The organism is Micromonospora sp. NPDC093244 (genome assembly GCF_040683695.1).
Lineage (GTDB): Bacteria > Actinomycetota > Actinomycetes > Mycobacteriales > Micromonosporaceae > Micromonospora.
The window spans coordinates 1-19,803 of record NZ_JBFBEO010000002.1 but is presented as its reverse complement, the minus strand read 5'-3'; the positions used below and the strand labels follow the sequence as shown (position 1 = coordinate 19,803).

Sequence of the window (19,803 nt, the reverse complement as noted above, 5' to 3'; positions counted from 1 at the left end):
CGGGAATGCGGGTACTGGTGGTGGAGGACGAGCGCAACCTCGCCGACGCGATCGCGCGCGGGTTGCGCAAGCGGGGGATGGCGGTCGACGTGGCGTACGACGGCGACGCCGGCCACGAGGCGGCGTTCGTCACCAGGTACGACGTGGTGGTGCTGGACCGCGACCTGCCGGGCGTGCACGGTGACCAGATCTGCGCCGACCTGGCCGCCTCCGGCGCGCTGACCCGGGTGCTGATGCTCACCGCGAGCGGCACCGTCGCCGACCGGGTGGAGGGGTTGCAGCTCGGGGCCGACGACTACCTGCCCAAGCCGTTCGCGTTCGACGAGCTGGTCGCCCGGGTTCAGGCGCTGGGCCGACGGGCCACCCCGGCGGCGCCGCCGGTGCTCGAACTGGCCGACCTGGTGCTCGACCCGGCCCGTCGGGTGGCGACCCGCGCCGGTGTGCCGGTCGACCTCACCAACAAGGAGTTCGGGGTGCTCAGCGAACTGCTCAAGGCGCGCGGGGCGGTGGTCTCCAGCGAGGAGCTGCTGGAACGCGTGTGGGACGCCAACACGGATCCGTTCACCACCATTGTCCGGGTCACCGTGATGACACTGCGCAAGAAGCTCGGCGATCCGCCGCTGATCGAGACGGTGGTCGGCGCGGGCTACCGCACGGCCGAGGTGAGCGCGTGAGCCGCCGCCCCCTGCGGCCCACCCTGCGGCTGCGGCTGACCTTGCTCAACGGGGTCCTGCTGATCGGCGCGGGGGCGATCCTCGTGCTGCTGGCCTGGCTGCTGGTCCGCGACGCGCTGCGACCCACCGACGAGCTGCTGCCCGGTACGACAGTGGTGCTCTCCGACGGCAGGTCGCTGGACGCGGCCCAGTGGCAGCGGCAACTGGTCGACTCCGCCTCCGGGGAGTTGCTGGCCAAGGGCCTCGTCGCGCTCCTGGCGATCAGCGTGGTCGGGGTGGCCGGGGCGTACGCGGTGGCCGGTCGGGCGCTGCGCCCGCTGCACCAGGTCACCGCCACCGCGCAACGGCTCGGTGAGGCGACGCTGGACCAGCGGATCGGCTACTCGGGCGCCGACGACGAGGTGGCCGAGCTGGCCAAGACGTTCGACGCCATGCTGGACCGGATCGCGTCCGCGTTCGAGGCGCAGAAACGGTTCGTGGCGAACGCCTCGCACGAGCTGCGGACCCCGCTCGCCGTGATGCGGACCGAGATCGACGTGACACTCAGCGACGACGACGCGGACGCCGCCGAGTACCGCCGGATGGCCACAGTGGTCCGCGACGCGTCCGAGCGGGCCAACGGCCTGGTGGACGCCCTGCTGGTGCTGGCGCGCAGCGAGGCGCAGGCCGGGCGGCAGTTGGGCAGGCGTACCGAGTGCGACCTGGCCGCCGGCACCGCCAACGCGTTGTCGGCGATGCGCCGCGAGGTGGAGCGGATCGGCCTGCGGGTGCAGACGTCGCTGGAGCCCGCGCCCGTGGTCGGCGACCCGGGGCTGCTCGACCGGCTGGCCGGCAACCTCATCGAGAACGCGGTCCGCTACAACCACCTGCACGGCCGGCTCTGGGTGCGTACCGGAACCGACGGCGAGCGCTCCTGGCTGGTGGTCGGCAACACGGGCTTCGAGGTGGACCAGGCCGACGTGCCGGGGCTGTTCGAGCCGTTCCGGCGCGGCGGCCGGGAACGCACCGGCGCCCGCGGCTCCGGCCTGGGGCTCTCCATCGTCCGGGCGGTCTGCACGGCGCACGGCGGCACGGTACGGGTGATCGCGCAGCAGGGCGGGGGACTGGAGGTGACGGTCACCCTGCCGTCGGCGGACGCCCCGGTGGTGACCGCCGCCGGCTGAGCGGGGTTGCGCGGCCCGCTGGGCCGATGACAAGATCGCGCTGTCAGTTCGCGATCGAAGGGGGTGCGTCGATGTCCACCACTGTTGGCTCCGCGCCCCGGGTCCTCGCCGGCTGACATCCCCGAAGCGGAGCGTCCCCATCCAGCACCACGGAGGGACACCCGTGTATCCACGGATCCGCAACATCAGTTTCGACTGTCACGACACGTACGCCCTGGCCGGCTTCCGGGCCAGCATGGTCGCCGACCGACGGCACCCCGACGGTACGGGTTGGGCGGTGCTCGCCGACCCGGAGGGCAACGAGTTCTGCGTCGTACGCAGCGCCGGGGAGCGTGTCGACACCACCACTGTGGAGGACCAACTGTGAGTTCGACGATCCACAACATCAGCATCGACTGTTCCGACACGTACGCACTGGCCGGCTTCTGGTCGCAGGTCTTCGACTGCCCCCGGCAGCCCGACGACTTTCCCGGTGACCCGGAGGCGATGCTCCTGCCGCCGGGGGGCCCGGAGGTGCTGTTCATCGCCGTACCCGAGGGCAAGACGGTGAAGAACCGGCTGCACCTGGACCTGCAACCCGCCGACCGCACCCGGGCCGAGGAGGTCGAGCGCCTGCTCGGCATCGGCGCGACGCTCGTCGACGACCGGACCCAGCCGGACGGCACCGGCTGGGTGGTGCTCGCCGACCCGGAGGGCAACGAGTTCTGCGTGCTGCGCAGCGCGGCCGAGCGGGCGGCGACGACTGACGCCTAGCCTCCGCCACCCCGTCGTTCTCATGATCGACGGGGTGGCGGGACGCGCGCCAGGTGCTGTTAGATGAGCGGCCACAACAGGCTGAAGGGTGTGTGGCAGATGGACACGACGGCGACGGAGCCGGTGCAGGCGTATCTCGCCGCGACCGGGGAGCGGCTGCGGGCCGACGGCTGCGAGGTCCGGATCGAGGACTGGGGTGGCACGCCGGTGCTGATCGGCTACCGGGGCGACTTCAAGATGCGCTGGATGGCCACCAAGCTGCACCTGTTCACCATCGCCGCGCCGGCTACGCGGGTCACGGCCGCCTCCCTGGAGACGTTCAGCACCTCGGCCATGGACTACGTGCTGGCCCGCAAGGGGCAGCTGCGTGGCTTCCAGAACGGGGTGGCGTTGTTCCCCGCCCTGGTGGGCACCGAGATCGAGCCGGCCGCTGCGGCATGGGCGCAGGAGAAGCAGCGGTTGCGGTTCGCGGCGCTGGCCCGGCCGGTGACGGTGGACGCCCGCACCGGCGCGGCCGCCGCCTTCCGGGGCAACCCGAGCCTGGGCTTCATCTACGCGGCCCACCTGCGCAAGAAGCTGAACGCGTACTTCCCGGTGGCCTGACGGTCGCCGTACGGCACGGGGCCCCGGCCACCCGAGGGTGGACGGGGCCCCGGTCGGCACGGGTCAGGAGCGCTGTTCGATCTGGCCCCGGATCGTGGTGAACTCGGCCTTCACCTGCTCGGCGGTCTTGAAGTACACGACCACCAGGCCGACGCTGCCCCGGTCGGCCCAGACGCAGACGCCCAGCGGCACGCCCTCGGCCTTGCCGTCGCCGCAGCGCGCGTCACCACCGAGCGGGCCCGGCTCGACCGGCGCCATGTTCGTCACGGCCAGCTCGCTGGAGAGCCCGGTCACCGCCTCGTCCAGCTCCTTCTTCGGGTCGGCCATCACGCCGGACACCGCGGTGATCATGATGAGGTCCTGCTTGGCCGGGTCGCCGTAGAACGCGCCGACGGTGCTCGTCTCGTTCTGCACCTCGGACTTCATGTCGGTGACCATCTGGTCGGCGACCGTCTGCAACTGCGGGTCGGTGTTCTTCGCCCGGCCGGCGAGGGTGGCCGGCGCGACGACCCGGGTCTTGGTGGCGTCGACGACGTCGCCGACGTCGTCCTTGACGGCGAACCAGGTGATGGCCGCGCCGCCGAGGCAGAGCACCAGCACCACGGCCAGCACGATCAGGATGATCTTGCCAACCTTCGACTTCTTCGCCGGCGGCGGGCCGACGGGGGCGCTCGGGTCGCCGTACGGCTGCCCCGGCTGGGGAGCCGGGAAGCCCTGCTGCTGCGGCACCCCCGGCTGGGAGGAGGAGTAAGGGGAATCGTGTGGCGGGCCGTAGGGGGTGGCCGGCGGCTGGGACATTCGGTCAGCTCCAGGTTCGGGTGGCAAAGCGGGTGATCTTAACCCGACCACGACCTCGCGCGTTGTCCCCCGACGAGAGCCGAAAATGGCCGCGGTGGCCGGCCGTCCACCAGGGACGGGCCGACCACCGCGGCGGTGGAGCTGCGAACGGTCAGGCGGGCAGGCTCGCCGCCCCGCGCGGCAGGAACCGCTTACCGGTGACCCGCTCGGACGTGCCGGTCCGGTCCAGGTACGGCGTGACGCCGCCCAGGTGGAACGGCCAACCCGCGCCGAGGATCATGCACAGGTCGATGTCCTGCGCCTCGGCGACCACGCCCTCGTCCAGCATCAGCCGGATCTCCTGCGCGAGCGCGTCGAGCGCGTTCTGGCGGACCTGCTCCTCGGTGAGCGGCTGGTCGCCCACCACGAGCAGCTTCGCGACCTCGTCGTTGACCTGGTCGTCGACAACGATCGGCTGGCCCGAGTCGGCGATCCGCTTGAGGTTCTCGCTGACGCCGAACCGGTCCGGGAACGCCGCGTGCAGGGTGCCGCCCACGTGGTACGCCACGGCCGGCCCGACCAGCTGGAGCAGGGCGAGCGGGCGCATCGGCAGGCCCAGCGGGTCCAGTGCGCTGTTCGCCACGTCCAGCGGGGTGCCCGCGTCGACAGCGGCGAAGACGGTCCCGAGGAAGCGGGTGAGCAGCCGGTTCACCACGAACGCCGGGGCGTCCTTGACCAGCACGCTCGACTTCTTCAGCTGCTTGCCCACGGCGAACGCGGTGGCCAGGGTGGCGTCGTCGGTCCGCTCGCCCCGGACGATCTCCAGCAGCGGCAGCACCGCCACCGGGTTGAAGAAGTGGAAGCCGACCACCCGCTCCGGGTGCTCCAGCTCCGCGGCCATCTCCGTGATGGAGAGCGAGCTGGTGTTGGTGGCGAGCACCGCCTCCGGGGAGACGATCTTCTCCAGCTCGGCCCAGACCTGCTTCTTGACGCCCAGGTCCTCGAAGACCGCCTCGATGACGAAGTCGGCGTCCGCGAAGGCGCTCTTGTCGACAGTGCCGCTGACCAGGCCGTACAGCTTGGCGGCGGTGTTCTTGTCCATCCGGCCCTTGGTGACGGCCTTCTCGATCTGGGTGTGCACGTAGCCGACGCCCTTGTCCACGCGGGACTGGTCGAGGTCGGTCATCACCACCGGCACCTGGAGGCGACGGGCGAACAGCAGCGCCAACTGGCTGGCCATCAGGCCGGCGCCGACGATGCCGACCTTGGTGACCGTGCGGGCCAGGCCCTTGTCCGGTGCGCCGGCCGGCCGCTTGGCCCGCCGCTGCACCAGGTCGAACGCGTACAGGCCGCTGCGCAGCTCCTCGGAGAAGACCAGGTCCGCGAGGGCCTCGTCCTCGGCGGCGGTGCCGGCGGCGAAGTCGCCGTCCTTCGCCGTCTCCAGCAGGTCCAGCGCCCGGTAGGCGGCCGGAACCGCGCCGTGCAGCCGCTGGTTCAGCGTCTCCCGGGCGAAGTAGAGCACGCCCGCCCACATGTCCTTGTCGACCTCGGGCCGGGTCACGGTGACCTGGCCGCGCACCACACCCGCGGCCCATTCGAGGGACCGCTCCAGGAAGTCGGCCGGCTCCAGCAGCACGTCCGCGATGCCCAGCTCGGCGGCCTGCTTCGGCTTGAGCATCTTGTTCTGCATCAGCGGGTTCTGGATGATCACCTGGGTGGCGGCGGGGATGCCGATCAGGTTCGGCAGCAGCTGGGTGCCACCCCAGCCGGGCACCAGACCGAGGGAGACCTCGGGCAGGGCCAGAGCCGCCGCCCCACCGGAGAGCGTCCGGTAGTGGCAGTGCAGCGCCAGCTCCAGGCCGCCGCCCATCGCCGCGCCGTTGACGAACGCGAACGTGGGCACGGTGCTGTCCTTGAGCCGGGCGAACACCCGGTGACCGAGACGGCCGATCTCCAGTGCCTGCTCGCGGTCGGCGAGCTGCGGCAGCCCGACGATGTCCGCGCCCACGCAGAAGATGTACGGCTTACCGGTGACCGCGATGAACGCCGGGTCGGCGGCGAGGGCGGCGGTGATCGCCTCGTCCAGGCTGGTCAGCCCGGCCGGGCCGAAGGTGTTCGGCTTGGTGTGGTCGAAGCCGTTGTCCAGGGTGATCAGGGCGGCGGGTCGGTCCAGCCCCGGTACGTTCACCTGGCGCAGCAGCGCCTTGGTGACGACCTCGTTCGGTGCGGCGAGTGCGCTCACTTGTTGCCACCCTCCCAGTGCGGGTTCTCCCAGATCACGGTGCCGCCCATGCCGATGCCGATGCACATGGCGGTCACGCCGTAGCGGACCTCGGGGTGCTCGGCGAACTGGCGGGCCAGCTGGGTCATCAGCCGTACGCCTGACGAGGCGAGGGGGTGCCCGATGGCGATGGCGCCGCCCCAGGGGTTGACCCGCGGGTCGTCGTCGGCGATGCCGAAGTGGTCGAGGAAGGCGAGCACCTGCACGGCGAACGCCTCGTTCAGCTCGAACAGGCCGATGTCGTCGATGCTGAGCCCGGCGAGGCGCAGTGCCTTCTCCGTCGACGGGATCGGCCCGACGCCCATCACCTCGGGCTCCACGCCGACGAAACCGAACGACACCAACCGCATGGCGATCGGCAGACCCAGCTCGCGGGCGGTGGCCTCGTCGGCGAGCAGGCTCGCCGTCGCGCCGTCGTTCAGGCCGGCCGCGTTGCCCGCGGTGACCTTGCCGTGCGGGCGGAACGGGGTCTTGAGGGTGGCGAGCTTCTCCATCGAGGTGTCCCGGGGGGCTTCGTCCACAGTGGCCAGACCCCAGCCGCCCTCGGCGTCGCGGATCGACATCGGGACCAGGTCGTCCTGGAGCTTGCCGTTGGCGTACGCCTTCGCGGTCTTCTGCTGCGAGGCGAGCGCGAACGCGTCGGTGCGCTCCTTGGTGATGTGCGGGACCAGGTCGTGCAGGTTCTCCGCGGTGGCGCCCATGACCAGCGCGGACGGGTCGACCAGCTTCTCCGCGACGATGCGCGGGTTGGGGTCGACGCCCTCACCCATCGGGTGACGGCCCATGTGCTCGACACCGCCGGCGATGGCGACGTCGTACGCGCCCATGGCGATGCCGCTGGCAACCGTGGTCACGGCGGTCATCGCGCCGGCGCACATCCGGTCGATGGCGAAGCCGGGAACGGTCTTGGGCAGCCCGGAGAGCAGCGCCGCGGTGCGGCCGATGGTGAGGCCCTGGTCGCCGATCTGGGTGGTGGCCGCGACGGCGACCTCCTCGACCCGCTCCGGCGGCAGCTGCGGGTTGCGACGCAGCAGCTCACGGATACAGCGGATCACCAGGTCGTCGGCGCGGGTGTTGGCGTACATGCCACCCGCCTTGCCGAACGGGGTACGGACGCCGTCGACGAAGACGACATCCCGAACTTCACGGGGCACTGGAGCCTCCTAATCGACCACGGCAGGTTCCCCCGAATGCTACTCGCCAGTAACCAACCCCGTCCCGACCCCCCGCTGTGGCCCACCCCACAGTGGCGTCAGGAAACGGTAGGTGGCTGCGTGGGAGAGAGGGCCTCGGTCAGGTCGGTGACGAGCAGACCGATCTGCCACTCGCGGGCGTTGAAACCGCGCAGGGTCTCCGCCACCGTCTCCTCGGTGAGCTCCTCCGGCGGGGTCCACGCCAGCCGGCGGACCGAGTCCGGGGTGATCAGGTTTTCCGGAGGCAGGTTGTGCTGCGTGGCGATGCGGACCACCACCTCGCGGCAGCGGGCGAGCCGACCGGCGGCCACCGGATCCCGCTCGGCCCACCGGTGCGGCGGAGGCGGACCCTCGACCGCCGGGGTGACCGGCAGCGCGTCGTCCGGCAGCTGCCGCGCGTCGTCGAGGGCGGCCAACCAGGTACGTGCCAGCCGACGCACCGACCGCCCGCCGAAACCGGGAAGCGTCAGCAGCGTCTTCTCGTCCTTCGGGTCCAGCTCGGCGGCGGCGATGATCGCCGAGTCGGGCAGCACCCGACCGGGCGCCGAGTCCCGTCGGGCGGCGATCTGGTCCCGGGCGTACCACATCGAGCGCACCCGGGCCTGCGCCCGCGCCCCGCGTACGCGGTGGATGCCCGAGGTACGCCGCCACGGCTCCGCCCGGACCCGGGGCGGACGCGCGCCGGTGCGCACCAGCGCCGCGAACTCCTCGGCGGCCCACGCCGACTTGCCCTGCCTGGCCAACTCGGCGGCCAGCGCGTCACGCAGGTCGGTGAGCAGCTCCACGTCGAGCGCCGCGTACGTCAACCACGACTCCGGCAGCGGCCGGCTCGACCAGTCGGCCGCCGAATGGTGCTTCTCCAGGGTGAAACCGAGCAGCTGCTCGGTCAGCGCGGCCAGGCCGACCCGCTCGAATCCAGCCAGCCGAGCGGCCAGTTCCGTGTCGAACAGACGGCGCGGGCGCAACCCCACCTCGGCGAGGCAGGGCAGATCCTGGCTCGCCGCGTGCAGCACCCACTCGGCGTCGCCGATCGCCGCGTCCAGCGTGCTGAGGTCGGGCAGCGGCAGCGGGTCGATCAGCGCCGTGCCGGAGCCGGCCCGGCGGAGCTGGACCAGGTACGCGCGCTGGCTGTAGCGATACCCCGATGCCCGTTCGGCGTCCAGGGCGACCGGGCCGGTGCCGGCCGCGAAACGGGCCACGACCTCGGCAAGCTCGGCCGGCGCGGCCACCGGATCGGGGGTGCCGTCACGCGGGGCGATCAGCGGAACGGGCCCACCGTTGGTCGGGTCGGTTCCCTCGCCCGCCGGCTGCGGCTGGGCCGACGGCGGGTCCTGGGGGACGTTTCCCGGAAGGTCTTCGGCGGGCCGACGGCGCAGGGGTGGTTCGTCGGTCACCTGTCAACCCTAGTGCGCGCGATGATCCGGCGGGTGCAGCCGGTCCGGCGTGTGTCGGTCAGGTGTCCACAAGGTGTCCTTTCCGATGCCGGACATCGGGGGAGACAAAGCCCGTTCGCGCAGGTACGTTCCATCGGGCCGCTGAGCCGTGGAACGCGTGACACGCGGGTCGATGGCGGCACGGGGAGACCACGGAAGGGCAAGACGATCATGACGGCTGGCTTCGGTTCGGCTGACGGACGACCGGCGGGCGCCGACCCGGACGGCGTGGGCGTGCCGACCCCCCGTACCGGCTGGGCCGCCCCACCCGCCGCCGGCCAGTGGGGCAACCCGCAGGCGCCGCCGAGTGTCGGTGCGTACCCGCAGCCCAGCGCCCCAGGGTTCGCCACCCCGAGCTACCCCGCGCAGCCCGGCCACCCCGCGCAGCCCGGTTATCCGGCGCAGCCCGGTTGGCCGGCTGCCGCGCCGCCGCCGGCTCCCGGGAGGAAGCGTCGCCGCTGGCCGGTCGTGCTCGCCACGCTGCTCGTCGTCGCGCTGGCGGCGGTGGCCGGGGTGCAGGCCTTCCAGCTCGACCGCCTCGGCGACCGGCTCGCCGACACCGACCGCCGGTTGGCCCAGGCCCAGGACGGCGACGGCACCCGCCTCGACGGCCTGGAGAAGCGTGCCGAGGCGCTGGAGAAGCAGGCCGGCGCCGCGTTCAACCCGGAGGCGGTGGCCAGCGCGGTGCTGCCCAGCGTGTTCCGGGTCCGGGCCGGCCAGTTCACCGGCAGCGCGTTCGCGGTCGGCAAGCCGGCAGCCGGTGGCGGCACGAACCTGTTCACCAACTTCCACGTGGTCGAGGCGGTCTGGAACGGCGGCGGTCGCCAGGTCTTCCTGGAACGGACCGACCAGCGTTTCCCGGCGACCATCGTCAAGGTCGACAAGACGAACGACGTGGCCCACCTGCGCACCACCGGCAAGTTCACGGGCCTCGTCACCGCCCCCACCGCCGTGAAGTCCGGTCAGCAGATCGTCGTCGTCGGCGCTCCGCTCGGTCTGGAGGACAGCGTCACCACTGGTGTGGTGAGCGCCCTGCGCTCCGCGTCGGGAAGCTCCGGGCCGTCCATCCAGTTCGACGCGCCGATCAACCCGGGCAACTCCGGCGGTCCGGTGATCAATGGCAGCAAGCAGGTGGTAGGCATCGCCACCGCCAAGGCCCGCGACGCCGAGGGCATCGGGCTCGCCGTACCGATCAAGGTCGCCTGCGACGGCTTCAAGATCTGCTGATCGACGGCCCGGCGTCGTCGCCGGCCCCGCCGCACCATCCACGGCCGGCACCTGCCGCTCCTGATCCCGCCCGGGTCCCCGGACCCGGGCGATCCCGCCGCTGTACCCGGTCCGCGCGCCCACCGGCGTGGGGCCCGCTCACCTGGAGGAACAGACATGTCCCAGCCACCGACCGGGCCGGACGGGCTTCCGCCGGCCACCCCGACGCCGCCCAGCGGCGACCCGACCGTCCAGTACCGGGCCGGCGGTGAGCCGACGGTCCGCTACCCGGCCGGCCAGCCGGTGCCCCAGCAGTACACGCCGGGCCAGCCCGCGCCGCAGTACCCGACGCCGCAGTACGGCGCCCCGCAGGCCGCGCCGGGACAGCACAGCGCCCAGCCCGCGCAGTACGGCGCCCCGCCGGCGCAGCACAGCGCCCCGCCGGCCCCGTCCGGCTACCCGGCCAGCGCCCCGCCGGCGCAGCACAGCGCCCCGCCGGCCCCGTCCGGCTACCCGGCCAGCGCCCCGCCGTACGCCGGGCAGGTCTCCGGACCGCCGGTCTCCGGTCCGGCGTACGGGCAGCCGATGTCGGCCCCGCCCGGGATGCCGCCGTACGGCCCGCCGAAGGCCGGTCGGAGCCGAACGGTGCTGGTGCTGGCCGTGGTGGCCGCCCTGCTCTTCGTCGTCAGCGGGGTGATGACCGGGCTGTTCGTGACCAAGAACAGCGAGCTGAATCGGACCGAGAAGCGCCTCACCGGTCAGGTCAGCCAGCGTGACGGCACCATCGCGGCCAACACCACCGAGATCAGCAAGCTGAAGACCGACCTCCAGACGATGCAGGACAAGCTCGACAACACCGAGCAGGACCTGACCGGCACCCGTAACGACCGTGACGAGCAGGCGCGGCAGAAGAAGGTCATCGCGAGCTGCCTGGACAAGCTGACCACCGCGCTCGGCGCGGCGGCGGCCGGCAACAAGGGCGCGTACGACGCCGCCATGAAGGGCCTCGACAAGGTCTGCGACGAGGCCGAGAACTACCTCTGACTGTCGCGCCGCCCGCCGCCGCCGGGGTTCAAGCGGTGGCGGCGGGGCGGCGGTCGGACAGGGCGGTCACCCCGGGTGGGGGCAGGCCGGCCGTCGAGGCGAGCAGCGCGCACCAGCCGAGCAGGTGGGGGGCCAGGTCGTCGTCGAGAGGCGTCCACGAGGCGCGGATCTCGATGTCACCCGCGGTCGGCGGGCCGGCCAGGTCACCGAACCGGGTCGACATGGTCTGGGTGACGGTCCCGCCGATCGCCCGGTGGGCGGCGTCGTGGGCGTCCAGCGCGTCGGTGAGCCACGTCCAGCCGACCCCGGGCAGCAGCGGGTCGGCGGCCAGGTCGACCTCCAGCTCGGCGGTCACGTAGGTGACCAGCCGCAGGGTGCCCTGCCACGCCTCGTGCCCGACCGGGTCGTGCAGCAGGATCAGCCGCCCGGTGGCCACCTCGTCGCCGTCGCGCAGCACTGCCGCGGCGAGCGCGAACGTGTACGGGGCGAGGCGCTGGGGCGCTCCGACCTCCTCGAGGGTGATCTCCGGCCGGGGCGCCGCGGACCGCAGCCCGGCGACCGCGCGGGCGAAGGTCTCCGGGAGCGCGATCGGGGGGGCCATGTCGGCAGCCTATGCCGCCGCCGGTCACCCGCTTCGACGGCGCGCCGACGCCCGGAGCCGTTGGGAAGGTGTCTTTCCTTTCACCCCCGGCAAGCTGGGGGTGGGGGGCGTGGCACGATTGCGGCGATGACCACGCAAGCCACGGGCACTGCCGCCCGAGACGGAGACCCACGCCCCGGCGGACCAGCCGACTCGCCCTTCATCCGGGCCTGTCGTCGCCGCCCCGGCCCGCACACGCCCGTCTGGTTCATGCGCCAGGCCGGCCGCTCCCTGCCGGAGTACCGGGAAATCCGGGCGAGCGTGCCGATGCTGGAGTCCTGCCGTCGTCCGGAGCTGGTCACCGAGATCACCCTCCAGCCGGTACGCCGCCACGGCGTGGACGCGGCCATCCTGTTCAGCGACATCGTGGTGCCTGTCGCCGCGGCCGGCATCGACCTCGACATCGTGCCGGGCACCGGCCCCGTCGTCGCCGAGCCGATCCGTACCGCCGCCGACGTCGAGCGGATCCGCCCGATCACCCGCGACGACGTCCCGTACGTCGACGAGGCCGTCCGGCAGTTGGTGGTCGAGCTGGGGGACACCCCGCTCATCGGGTTCGCGGGCGCGCCGTTCACCCTGGCCAGCTACCTGGTCGAGGGCGGGCCGTCGCGGACCCACGCCAAGACCAAGGCCCTGATGTACGGCGATCCGGAGCTGTGGCACGCGCTCTGCGGCCGGCTGGCCGAGGTGACGCTTGCGTTCCTGCGGGTACAGATCGAGGCCGGGGTCTCCGCCGTGCAGCTGTTCGACTCGTGGGCCGGCGCGCTCTCCGAGGCGGACTACCGCCGCTACGTGCTGCCGCACTCGACGGCCGTGCTGAGTGGGCTGGCTGACGACTGCTCCGGGTCGGGGCGCGGCGACAGACGCGCCGAGCCGGAGGGGTCGCCCGCCGGGGTGCCGCGGATTCACTTCGGGGTGGGCACCGCCGAGCTGCTCGGCGCGATGGGTGAGGCCGGCGCGGACGTGGTGGGTGTCGACTGGCGTACCCCGCTGGACGTGGCCACCGGCCGGATCGGCCCGGACAAGGCGGTTCAGGGCAACCTGGACCCGGCCGTGCTGCTCGCGCCGTGGCCGGTGGTGGAGGCCGAGGTGCGCCGGATCCTGGAGCAGGGCCGCGCCGCGCCCGGGCACGTGTTCAACCTCGGTCACGGCGTGCTGCCGGAGACCGACCCGGACGTGTTGACCCGGGTGGTCGCGCTGGTGCACGAGCTCTCCAGCCGCCGGGCCGACCGGGGCTGAGCAGCGATGCGGCAGCCCTGGCGGGTGGCGGTGGTCGGTGGCGGGATCGCCGGGTTGGCCGCCGCGGTCCGGTTGCGTGACCGCGCCCCCGAGGGCACCGAGATCACCGTGTACGAGCAGTCCGGCGCGCTGGGCGGCAAGCTGCGCACCGGCGCGTTGGCCGGTGCGCCTGTCGAGTTCGGCGCCGAGTCGTTCCTGATGCGGGATCCCACAGGCGCCGAGAGCGCGGCGGTGACGCTGGCCCGCCGGCTGGGGCTGGCCGAGAAGATCGTGCACCCCACCGTCGGGCAGGCCGCGCTCGTCGTCGACGGAGGGCTGCGCCCCGTCCCGGGCGGCACCCTGGTGGGCGTACCCGGTGATCTGGACCGGGTGGCCACTGTCGCCCGGCCGGCCGCGGACGCCGACACCGACGACGGCCGGCCGCTTGTCGGGCCGGACGCGGACGTCTCGGTGGGCGCGCTGGTCCGGTCCCGCTTCGGCGACGAGGTGGTCGACCGGCTTGTCGACCCGATGCTCGGCGGCGTGTACGCGGGCCGCGCCGACGATTTGTCCCTGGTTACGACGATGCCGGCGCTGGCGCGTGCCGCGCGGGTGGAGCACACCCTCGTCGGCGCGGTCCGGGCCGCGCAGGCCGCCGCGCCGCGCGCGCCCGGCGCCCCGGTCTTCGGCACCCTGGCCGGCGGGCTGAGCACCCTCGTCGAGGCGGCGGTGACGGCGAGCGGCGCGACGGTGCGGCGCGACGCCGCCGTGCGGGAGGTGACAGCGACCGCCACCGGCTGGCGGCTCACGGTCGGCCCGACCCGTGACCCGGAGCTGGTGGACGTGGACGCCGTGGTGCTGGCGGTGCCGGCGCGACCGGCGGCACGACTGCTGGCCGGTCCGGCGCCGGCGGTGGCGGCGGGCGTCGGTGAGCTGGACTACGCGAGCGTCGCGTTGGTCACCCTGGCGTTGCCGCAGCCGCGACTGCCCGAGCTGTCCGGCTTCCTGGTGCCCAGCACCGAGGGTCTGCTGATCAAGGCGGCGACGTTCTTCACCACCAAGTGGGGGCACCTGCGCCGGCCGGACGGGCTGGCGATGGTGCGCGCCTCGGTGGGCCGCTACGGCGAGGAGGCGCAGCTCCAGCGCCCGGACGCGGACCTGGCGGCCACCGTGCACCGGGAGTTGTCGGCGGTGCTGGGCACCCCGCTGCCCGCCCCGGTTGACGGGCACGTGCAGCGGTGGGGCGGCGCGCTGCCGCAGTACACCCCGGGGCACGCCGACCGGGTCACGGCGGCGCGGACGGCGCTGCGGGCCGAACACCCCACCCTGGTCCTCGCCGGCGCCGGCTACGACGGCGTCGGCATCCCGGTCTGCGTCCGCTCCGGCGAGACGGCGGCCGACGAGATCATCACAGCACTGGGAGGATCGGCGAGATGACCGAGCAGACGAACGCGGCCCGGTTGCGGGAGCTGAACGACAGCATCCGCTACACGATGTGGTCGGTGTTCCGGGCCAGCGCCCCGCTGCCGTCGCTGCGGGACAACGTCACAGGCGAGGTCGAGTCCCTCTTCGAGGAGCTGGCCGGCAAGGACGTGGTGGTCCGGGGCGTGTACGACGTCTCCGGGTTGCGCGCCGACGCGGACGTGATGATCTGGTGGCACTCCGCGTCCAGCGATGCCCTCCAGGACGCGTACCTGCGGTTCCGCCGCACCACCCTCGGTCGGGCGCTGACCCCCGTGTGGTCGCAGATGGCGCTGCACCGGCCGGCGGAGTTCAACAAGAGCCACATCCCGGCGTTCCTGGCCGGCGAGGAGGCCCGCCCCTACATCTGCGTGTACCCGTTCGTCCGCTCCTACGAGTGGTACCTGCTGCCCGACGCCGAGCGGCGGGAGATGCTGGCCGAGCACGGCAAGATGGCCCGCGGCTACCCGGACGTACGGGCCAACACGGTCGCCTCGTTCGCGCTGGGCGACTACGAGTGGATGCTCGCCTTCGAGGCCGACGAGCTGCACCGGATCGTGGACCTGATGCGGGACCTGCGCGCGTCCGGCGCCCGCCGGCACGTCCGCGAGGAGGTCCCGTTCTACACGGGACGCCGCCGCTCGGTCGCCGAGATCGTCAACTGCCTGGTCTGATCCCCGCCGTCCGGCGCCGCACCCCCGCCCGGGTGCGGCGCCGGACGGGGATCAACTGGTCGTGGTGCAGGAGACCAGCGGAACCGGGTTGCTGCCGTTCCACGAGCCGAGGAAACCGAATGTGGTGCTCGCTCCGGCGGCAAGTGTGCCGTTGTGGCTGACGTTGCGGGCGGTGACCTGCGTGCCGTTGGTGCTGATCGTGGCGTTCCACGACGAGGCGATCTGCTGGCCGTTGTTGTAGTTCCAGCTCACCGACCAGCCGCGGGCGGGTGAACCGCCGGCGGTGACTTTCACGTCCGCCTGGAAGCCACCGGCCCACTGGCCGGTGATCTGGTACGTCGCCGTGCACGCGCCGGCCGGCGGCGGCGTGGTGGGCGGGGGAGTGGTGGGCGGCGGCGTGGTGGGCGGCGGGGTCGTCGGCGGCGGCGTGGTGGGCGGCGGGGTGGTGGAGCCTCCGCCGAAGTCCACGTCACTGCACAGGTAGTACGACTGGTCCAGGTGGCTGGCCTGCCAGACGGTGTAGACGATGTGCCGACCGGTGCGTCCCGGCGCGCTCACCGGAATCTGGATGGAGACACCACCGGTGTCCGGGTTCCACTGCGAGGCGGGGGTGTTGCCGATCTGGCCCGCCAACTCCAGGTTGCCCCAGCCCAGCGGTTGGGTGGCCGAGTTGAAGCCCTGCTTGGTCACGTACACCCGGATGTAGTCCGCGCCGTGACTGGCCTGGTCGAAGAAGCGCAGCCGGAAGTTGTTCGACACCGACGTGGTCTTCCAGGCGCCGACGGTGTCCAGCGCGTTGTAGCGGGGGCTCTGGGTGCGTCCGCCGCTGCACAGCTGGCCGTCGGGGACGGCGGCCTGGTGGTTGCCGGCGACACCCTCCCGGAACAGGCCGTTCCAGTTCCACATGGCGGCCGGGTCGGCCTGCCAGGCCTGCCAGCACATCGGGTCCTCGGTGGCCATCCGCGGATTCTGGAAGTCGCTGCCCCAGCGTTGCCAGCAGCTGTAGTTGCGCGAGGGCGGGTCGACGACCGAGCCGTGCGCCGAGGCGGACTGGCCGAGCACGACGGTGATCGCGGTGGTCAGCAGAAGCGTGGCGGCCGCCGCGACGGCGAGCGGCCGGAGCACGCGTGGTGATCGGGCGAGAGTGGACATGGAGCCCCCGGGGGGATGAGGTACGGACGACGATGCCCGAACTGCCGGGAGATGCCCGCTCCCGTGCCTACTCGCTGGCTCCCGCGATGGCTCTACCCGGCACCATGCCAGGCTGATCGTCAGACGTCAATGGCTTCGCGGCGCATCGGGGTGTGCGGGATGCCGTCCTCGACGTACTCCGGGCCGCTGACCGCGAAGCCGTGCCTGGCGTAGAACGCGACCAGGTGCGACTGCGCCTCCAGCACGCACGGTCGGTTGCCCACCACCTCCAGCGCCGCCGTCATCAGCCGGCCGGCGTGCCCGCCGCCACGGGCCGTCGGGGCCACCACCACGCGGCCGATCCGGGCGGTGCCGGCCGGGTCGGCGAGGATCCGCAGGTACGCCAGCGGCGCGTCGCCGTCGGTCAGCCAGAGGTGCCGGGTGCCCGGCTCCACGTCCCGCCCGTCGAGTTCCGGGTACGGGCAGTTCTGCTCCACCACGAACACGTCGATGCGCAGCTTGAGCAGGTCGTGGAAGGTGCGGGCGTTCAGGTCGGCGAAGGAGGCCGTGTGGATCTCGGTGGTCTGCTGGTGCACCCACCGATGGTAGGCCGGGCCCGTTCACCGGGAGCCCGCCCGGGTCGGCGCCAGGTAGGTGGCGGCCACGGCGGTGAGCAGCAGGACGCCGCCGACGATGACCGGCAGCGGGAGCGGCTCGCGCAGCAGCGCCACCGCCAGCGCCGCCGCGGTGAGCGGTTCGAGCAGGGTCAGCACGGCGGCGACGCTGCCCGGCGTGGTGCGCAGGCCCGCGTAGAACAGCGCGTACGCCACGGCGGTGGTGACCACGCCGAGGTGCAGCAGCAGCGCCAGGGTGTCGGGGCGGACCGGGACGGCGACGCCGGCGACCAGGGCCAGCGGCAGCAGGGTCAGCGCGCCGACCACCGTGGAGATGGTGGTGAGCGCCATCGGAGCGACGCGCTGCGACACGTGCCCGCTGATCAGGGTCGTGACCGCGTACCCGAGACCGGACCCGGCGGCCGCGAGCAGGCCGAGCAGCGGCGCGGGCGCCGCAGCGGTGGGGTCCGCGGTCGCCCCGGTGATCAGGGCGAGGCCGGCCACCGCGGTGACGAGCGTCGCGAGGCGCAGCGGGTTGGGGATCCGGCGGGCCCGCAGCGACTCCCAGGTGGCGGCGAGCACCGGTGCCAGGCCCAGGCTGACGACGGTGGCCACGCTGACCCCGGCGAGCGCCACGGCCGCGAAGTAGAGCGCCTGGTAGAGGCCGAGGCCGACGCCGGTGAGCAGCAGCGGTACGGGTGCCGCGCGCAGGGCGGCCACGATGGCGCCGAGTCGACCCGCGGTGCACGCCAGTAGGACGAGCGCGGCGATGGCGAGGCGGTGAAAGCCGATGCTCACCGGGCTGATCCCGGTGCCCTCGCGCAGGAGTTGCACAGCCACGCCTGTGGTGCCCCACAGCACTCCGGTGACGGTGATCTGGATGAGGCCCGTGCGGGCGTGGCGGGTGGCCGGCGCCGCTGCGACCGGGCGCGCGGTACGGGAGGTGGACACGGATGCGCTCCGAAGGGTGAGCCGTTGACGGGGACGACGTCGACGGAGCGCGTACGGCAGGGCGGCCGGGCGGGTCAGTCACCCGCTCGGCTGAGGCGCGGCGCTCCGTTCAGGAGCGCGGCGGGGGCAGGACGCCCGGGAACGGCCGCATCGGACGACCGTACCGCAGGGTGTCGCTCAGGCGGGGCGCGCGCCCACGGCGTCGCGGATCTCGGCGCCCTCGGCGCCCTCGACCGTGCGGGCGCAGTGCCCGCAGCAGAAGAAACGGCCGTTGACCTCGACGCCGTGCCCGACGATCTTGATCTGGCAGTGCTCGCAGATGGGTGCCATCCGGTGGATCGCACACTCGAAGGAGTCGAAGACGTGCACGTCGCCGCTGACGGTGCGCACCTCGAACGCCATCCAGTAGTCGTTGCCGCAGACCTCGCACGTTGCCATCGGAACCCCCCGTATCAGGACATGTGCCATCAGATTTCCTCAGGGTGGTGCCCGGGTGGGGCGAAATGTCGGTGTCCGGGCCGGCGGGCGGCGTGTCGGTGCCGGCGTGTCGTCCGTTGTGCCCGGTGAACCGCCGCAACCACCGGAGGATCGCAGTGATCAAGCGCAACAGACTCTTCGGCAACCAGACCCGGGTCACGTTCTGCCTGCCCCGGGACGCCCCGCCCGGTCCGGTGAGCGTGGTGGGCTGCTTCAACGAGTGGGAGCCCGGCCGGCACGAGTTGGTGGCACGCCGCGACGGCACCCGGACGGTGACGGTGAAGCTCCCGCCGGGGGAGTACCGCTTCCGCTACCTCGCCGACGGCGGCGTGTGGCTGGACGACGAGTCGGCCGACGAGGTCGACGACCGGGGCAGCCTGCTCCGACTCTGACGGGAAAACTCGTCACCATCGATGGATTTATCGATCGGACTCTTTACTGTTAACAAAGTTTAAATTACGTTGAGGGCACCTCACCGCACCTGGAGAAGGAGCTGCCCGATGCGTCGAAGAATCACCGTCCCGCTGGTGGCGGCGGGTGCCGTCGCCGCCACCCTCACCGTCGCCGCCCCCGCGCAGGCACACGGCTACGTCTCCGCCCCGCCGAGCCGGCAGGCGCTCTGCGCGCAGGGCCGGGTGCCCGACTGCGGGCAGATCAAGTACGAGCCGCAGAGCGTCGAGGGCCCCAAGGGCCTCAAGAGCTGCAACGCCGGCATCGCCCAGTTCGCCGTCCTCAACGACGACAACCGCGGCTGGCCGGCCACCTCCGTCGGCTCCTCGCTGACCTTCACCTGGGTCAACACCGCCCGGCACGCCACCAGCAACTGGGAGTACTGGATCGGCAACACCCGCGTCGGCGTGGTCAACGGCAACGGGCAGCAGCCGGGCGCGACCGTCTCGCACACGGTCAACCTGGGCGGCTTCTCCGGCCGTCAGAAGATCCTCGCGGTGTGGAACATCTCCGACACCGCGAACGCCTTCTACTCCTGCATCGACGTCCAGATCGGCGGCGGGTCGAACCCGACCCCCACCCCGACGCCGACGGCCTCACCCACCCCGCGACCCACGCCGACCGCCACGCCGACGACCACGCCCGCGCCGGGTGGCAGTTGGACGACCGGCCGGGCGTACCAGGTCGGCGACCAGGTCACCTACGGCGGGCTCACGTACCGCTGCCGGCAGGCGCACACCGCCATCCCCGGCTGGGAGCCGCCGAACGTCCCGGCGCTCTGGCTTCAGGTCTGACCGCACGGGTGCGGCCGACGGTCGCACCCGTGCCGCTACCTCCCGCGTGATCGGAGCACCGGCATGCCGCGTACCCCACTCGTGTCGCTGCTCGCGGCGGTGCTGCTCACCGGCGGCTGCGCCGGGCCGCCGACGCCGGTCGGGCCGCCCGCGTCCCCGACCGCGTCGGGGGGGGGGCGGGGGGGGGGCGGCCCCCCCCCGTGTGGGGGGGGCGGGGGGGGGGTGGTGTGGGGCGGGGGGGGGGGGGGGGCAGGGTGTGTTTGGGC

The 19,803-nt window shown here is 72.9% G+C and carries 20 protein-coding genes and 1 pseudogene; 12 read left to right on the top strand and 9 right to left on the bottom strand.

Features of this window, described 5'->3' with window-relative positions:
• The first annotated feature begins 5 nt into the window (after nt 1-5).
• The 5 genes and pseudogenes from AB0N27_RS10065 (at nt 6) to AB0N27_RS10045 (ending at nt 3,193) form a co-directional block, all read left to right on the top strand.
• On the top strand, nt 6-674 hold the full coding sequence (locus tag AB0N27_RS10065) for a response regulator transcription factor (protein ID WP_139586209.1): 669 nt from the start codon (nt 6-8) through the stop codon (nt 672-674).
• Nucleotides 671-1,837: a HAMP domain-containing sensor histidine kinase gene (locus AB0N27_RS10060; RefSeq protein ID WP_364366320.1), complete on the top strand. Its 1,167-nt coding sequence runs from the start codon at nt 671-673 to the stop codon at nt 1,835-1,837. Before AB0N27_RS10065 ends, AB0N27_RS10060 begins: the two co-directional genes overlap by 4 nt.
• Nucleotides 1,838-2,066: 229 nt before the next feature.
• A pseudogene (locus tag AB0N27_RS10055) lies at nt 2,067-2,204 on the top strand (VOC family protein); the annotation flags it as partial.
• The gene (locus AB0N27_RS10050; RefSeq protein ID WP_364366317.1) at nt 2,201-2,590 is read left to right on the top strand and encodes a VOC family protein; all 390 of its coding nucleotides are present in this window, start codon (nt 2,201-2,203) and stop codon (nt 2,588-2,590) included. The pseudogene AB0N27_RS10055 and the gene AB0N27_RS10050, both read left to right, overlap by 4 nt.
• 63 nt (nt 2,591-2,653) lie before the next feature.
• The gene (locus tag AB0N27_RS10045; RefSeq protein WP_364366314.1) at nt 2,654-3,193 is read left to right on the top strand and encodes a levansucrase; all 540 of its coding nucleotides are present in this window, start codon (nt 2,654-2,656) and stop codon (nt 3,191-3,193) included.
• A gap of 63 nt (nt 3,194-3,256) precedes the next feature.
• On the opposite strand, the gene AB0N27_RS10040 is transcribed toward AB0N27_RS10045, so the two are convergent.
• From AB0N27_RS10040 to AB0N27_RS10025, 4 genes are all read right to left on the bottom strand, one after another.
• Nucleotides 3,257-3,991, bottom strand: a complete 735-nt coding sequence (locus AB0N27_RS10040) for a hypothetical protein (protein ID WP_364366311.1) — start codon at nt 3,989-3,991, stop codon at nt 3,257-3,259.
• A gap of 151 nt (nt 3,992-4,142) precedes the next feature.
• A complete protein-coding gene (locus tag AB0N27_RS10035; RefSeq protein ID WP_364366309.1) occupies nt 4,143-6,212 on the bottom strand; it encodes a 3-hydroxyacyl-CoA dehydrogenase NAD-binding domain-containing protein in 2,070 nt (689 codons plus the stop codon).
• Entirely contained in the window at nt 6,209-7,405 is a 1,197-nt protein-coding gene (locus tag AB0N27_RS10030; protein WP_364366307.1) for a thiolase family protein, read from the bottom strand. The genes AB0N27_RS10035 and AB0N27_RS10030 overlap by 4 nt, the downstream gene beginning before the upstream one ends.
• Nucleotides 7,406-7,503: 98 nt before the next feature.
• Entirely contained in the window at nt 7,504-8,838 is a 1,335-nt protein-coding gene (locus AB0N27_RS10025; RefSeq protein WP_364366305.1) for a ribonuclease D, read from the bottom strand.
• A 210-nt stretch (nt 8,839-9,048) separates the two neighbouring features.
• On the opposite strand from AB0N27_RS10025, the gene AB0N27_RS10020 reads away from it, so the two are divergent.
• Together AB0N27_RS10020 and AB0N27_RS10015 are read left to right on the top strand one after the other, a co-directional pair.
• Nucleotides 9,049-10,104, top strand: coding sequence for a S1C family serine protease (locus AB0N27_RS10020; RefSeq protein WP_364366302.1), 1,056 nt, complete (start codon nt 9,049-9,051; stop codon nt 10,102-10,104).
• Nucleotides 10,105-10,260: 156 nt separating this feature from the next.
• Entirely contained in the window at nt 10,261-11,127 is an 867-nt protein-coding gene (locus tag AB0N27_RS10015) for a hypothetical protein (protein WP_364366299.1), read from the top strand.
• A 28-nt stretch (nt 11,128-11,155) separates the two neighbouring features.
• On the opposite strand, the gene AB0N27_RS10010 is transcribed toward AB0N27_RS10015, so the two are convergent.
• Nucleotides 11,156-11,728, bottom strand: a complete 573-nt coding sequence (locus tag AB0N27_RS10010) for a DUF3000 domain-containing protein (RefSeq protein ID WP_364366296.1) — start codon at nt 11,726-11,728, stop codon at nt 11,156-11,158.
• 126 nt (nt 11,729-11,854) lie between these two features.
• Between AB0N27_RS10010 and hemE the strand changes: the two genes are divergently transcribed.
• From hemE to hemQ, 3 genes are read left to right on the top strand one after another with little or no spacing between them, the layout of a single operon-like run.
• On the top strand, nt 11,855-13,006 hold the full coding sequence (gene hemE / locus AB0N27_RS10005; protein WP_364366294.1) for a uroporphyrinogen decarboxylase: 1,152 nt from the start codon (nt 11,855-11,857) through the stop codon (nt 13,004-13,006).
• A 6-nt stretch (nt 13,007-13,012) separates the two neighbouring features.
• Entirely contained in the window at nt 13,013-14,422 is a 1,410-nt protein-coding gene (gene hemG, locus AB0N27_RS10000; RefSeq protein ID WP_364366291.1) for a protoporphyrinogen oxidase, read from the top strand.
• Nucleotides 14,419-15,120 (top strand): hydrogen peroxide-dependent heme synthase, encoded by a 702-nt coding sequence (hemQ, locus tag AB0N27_RS09995; RefSeq protein WP_203177457.1) that lies wholly within the window; start codon nt 14,419-14,421, stop codon nt 15,118-15,120. Before hemG ends, hemQ begins: the two co-directional genes overlap by 4 nt.
• A 51-nt stretch (nt 15,121-15,171) precedes the next feature.
• Here the strand turns inward: hemQ and AB0N27_RS09990 are convergent, their stop codons facing one another.
• The 4 genes from AB0N27_RS09990 to AB0N27_RS09975 all read right to left on the bottom strand — a co-directional run bounded on the left by AB0N27_RS09990 (nt 15,172) and on the right by AB0N27_RS09975 (nt 18,254).
• Complete coding sequence (locus AB0N27_RS09990; RefSeq protein ID WP_364366287.1) at nt 15,172-16,272, bottom strand: lytic polysaccharide monooxygenase; 1,101 nt, start codon at nt 16,270-16,272, stop codon at nt 15,172-15,174.
• Between the two features lie 119 nt (nt 16,273-16,391).
• Nucleotides 16,392-16,847, bottom strand: coding sequence for a GNAT family N-acetyltransferase (locus tag AB0N27_RS09985; RefSeq protein WP_364366284.1), 456 nt, complete (start codon nt 16,845-16,847; stop codon nt 16,392-16,394).
• Between the two features lie 24 nt (nt 16,848-16,871).
• Nucleotides 16,872-17,816, bottom strand: coding sequence for a DMT family transporter (locus AB0N27_RS09980; RefSeq protein ID WP_364366281.1), 945 nt, complete (start codon nt 17,814-17,816; stop codon nt 16,872-16,874).
• Between the two features lie 177 nt (nt 17,817-17,993).
• Nucleotides 17,994-18,254, bottom strand: coding sequence for a Prokaryotic metallothionein (locus tag AB0N27_RS09975; protein ID WP_357987085.1), 261 nt, complete (start codon nt 18,252-18,254; stop codon nt 17,994-17,996).
• A 155-nt stretch (nt 18,255-18,409) separates the two neighbouring features.
• Between AB0N27_RS09975 and AB0N27_RS09970 the strand changes: the two genes are divergently transcribed.
• Together AB0N27_RS09970 and AB0N27_RS09965 are read left to right on the top strand one after the other, a co-directional pair.
• Entirely contained in the window at nt 18,410-18,685 is a 276-nt protein-coding gene (locus tag AB0N27_RS09970) for an isoamylase early set domain-containing protein (RefSeq protein WP_364366277.1), read from the top strand.
• A 108-nt stretch (nt 18,686-18,793) separates the two neighbouring features.
• Entirely contained in the window at nt 18,794-19,537 is a 744-nt protein-coding gene (locus AB0N27_RS09965) for a lytic polysaccharide monooxygenase (RefSeq protein WP_364366275.1), read from the top strand.
• Nucleotides 19,538-19,803 lie beyond the last annotated feature (266 nt).

What these genes read in the sequence shown, in the direction of transcription:
- AB0N27_RS10065 (WP_139586209.1), top strand. Translation starts at nt 6, where the DNA reads ATGCGGGTACTGGTGGTGGAGGACGAGCGCAACCTCGCCGACGCGATC.
- AB0N27_RS10045 (WP_364366314.1), top strand. Translation starts at nt 2,654, where the DNA reads ATGAGCGGCCACAACAGGCTGAAGGGTGTGTGGCAGATGGACACGACG.
- AB0N27_RS10040 (WP_364366311.1), bottom strand. Translation starts at nt 3,991, where the DNA reads ATGTCCCAGCCGCCGGCCACCCCCTACGGCCCGCCACACGATTCCCCT.
- AB0N27_RS10020 (WP_364366302.1), top strand. Translation starts at nt 9,049, where the DNA reads ATGACGGCTGGCTTCGGTTCGGCTGACGGACGACCGGCGGGCGCCGAC.
- AB0N27_RS10015 (WP_364366299.1), top strand. Translation starts at nt 10,261, where the DNA reads ATGTCCCAGCCACCGACCGGGCCGGACGGGCTTCCGCCGGCCACCCCG.
- AB0N27_RS10010 (WP_364366296.1), bottom strand. Translation starts at nt 11,728, where the DNA reads ATGGCCCCCCCGATCGCGCTCCCGGAGACCTTCGCCCGCGCGGTCGCC.
- hemE (WP_364366294.1), top strand. Translation starts at nt 11,855, where the DNA reads ATGACCACGCAAGCCACGGGCACTGCCGCCCGAGACGGAGACCCACGC.
- hemG (WP_364366291.1), top strand. Translation starts at nt 13,013, where the DNA reads ATGCGGCAGCCCTGGCGGGTGGCGGTGGTCGGTGGCGGGATCGCCGGG.
- hemQ (WP_203177457.1), top strand. Translation starts at nt 14,419, where the DNA reads ATGACCGAGCAGACGAACGCGGCCCGGTTGCGGGAGCTGAACGACAGC.
- AB0N27_RS09990 (WP_364366287.1), bottom strand. Translation starts at nt 16,272, where the DNA reads ATGTCCACTCTCGCCCGATCACCACGCGTGCTCCGGCCGCTCGCCGTC.
- AB0N27_RS09975 (WP_357987085.1), bottom strand. Translation starts at nt 18,254, where the DNA reads ATGGCAACGTGCGAGGTCTGCGGCAACGACTACTGGATGGCGTTCGAG.
- AB0N27_RS09965 (WP_364366275.1), top strand. Translation starts at nt 18,794, where the DNA reads ATGCGTCGAAGAATCACCGTCCCGCTGGTGGCGGCGGGTGCCGTCGCC.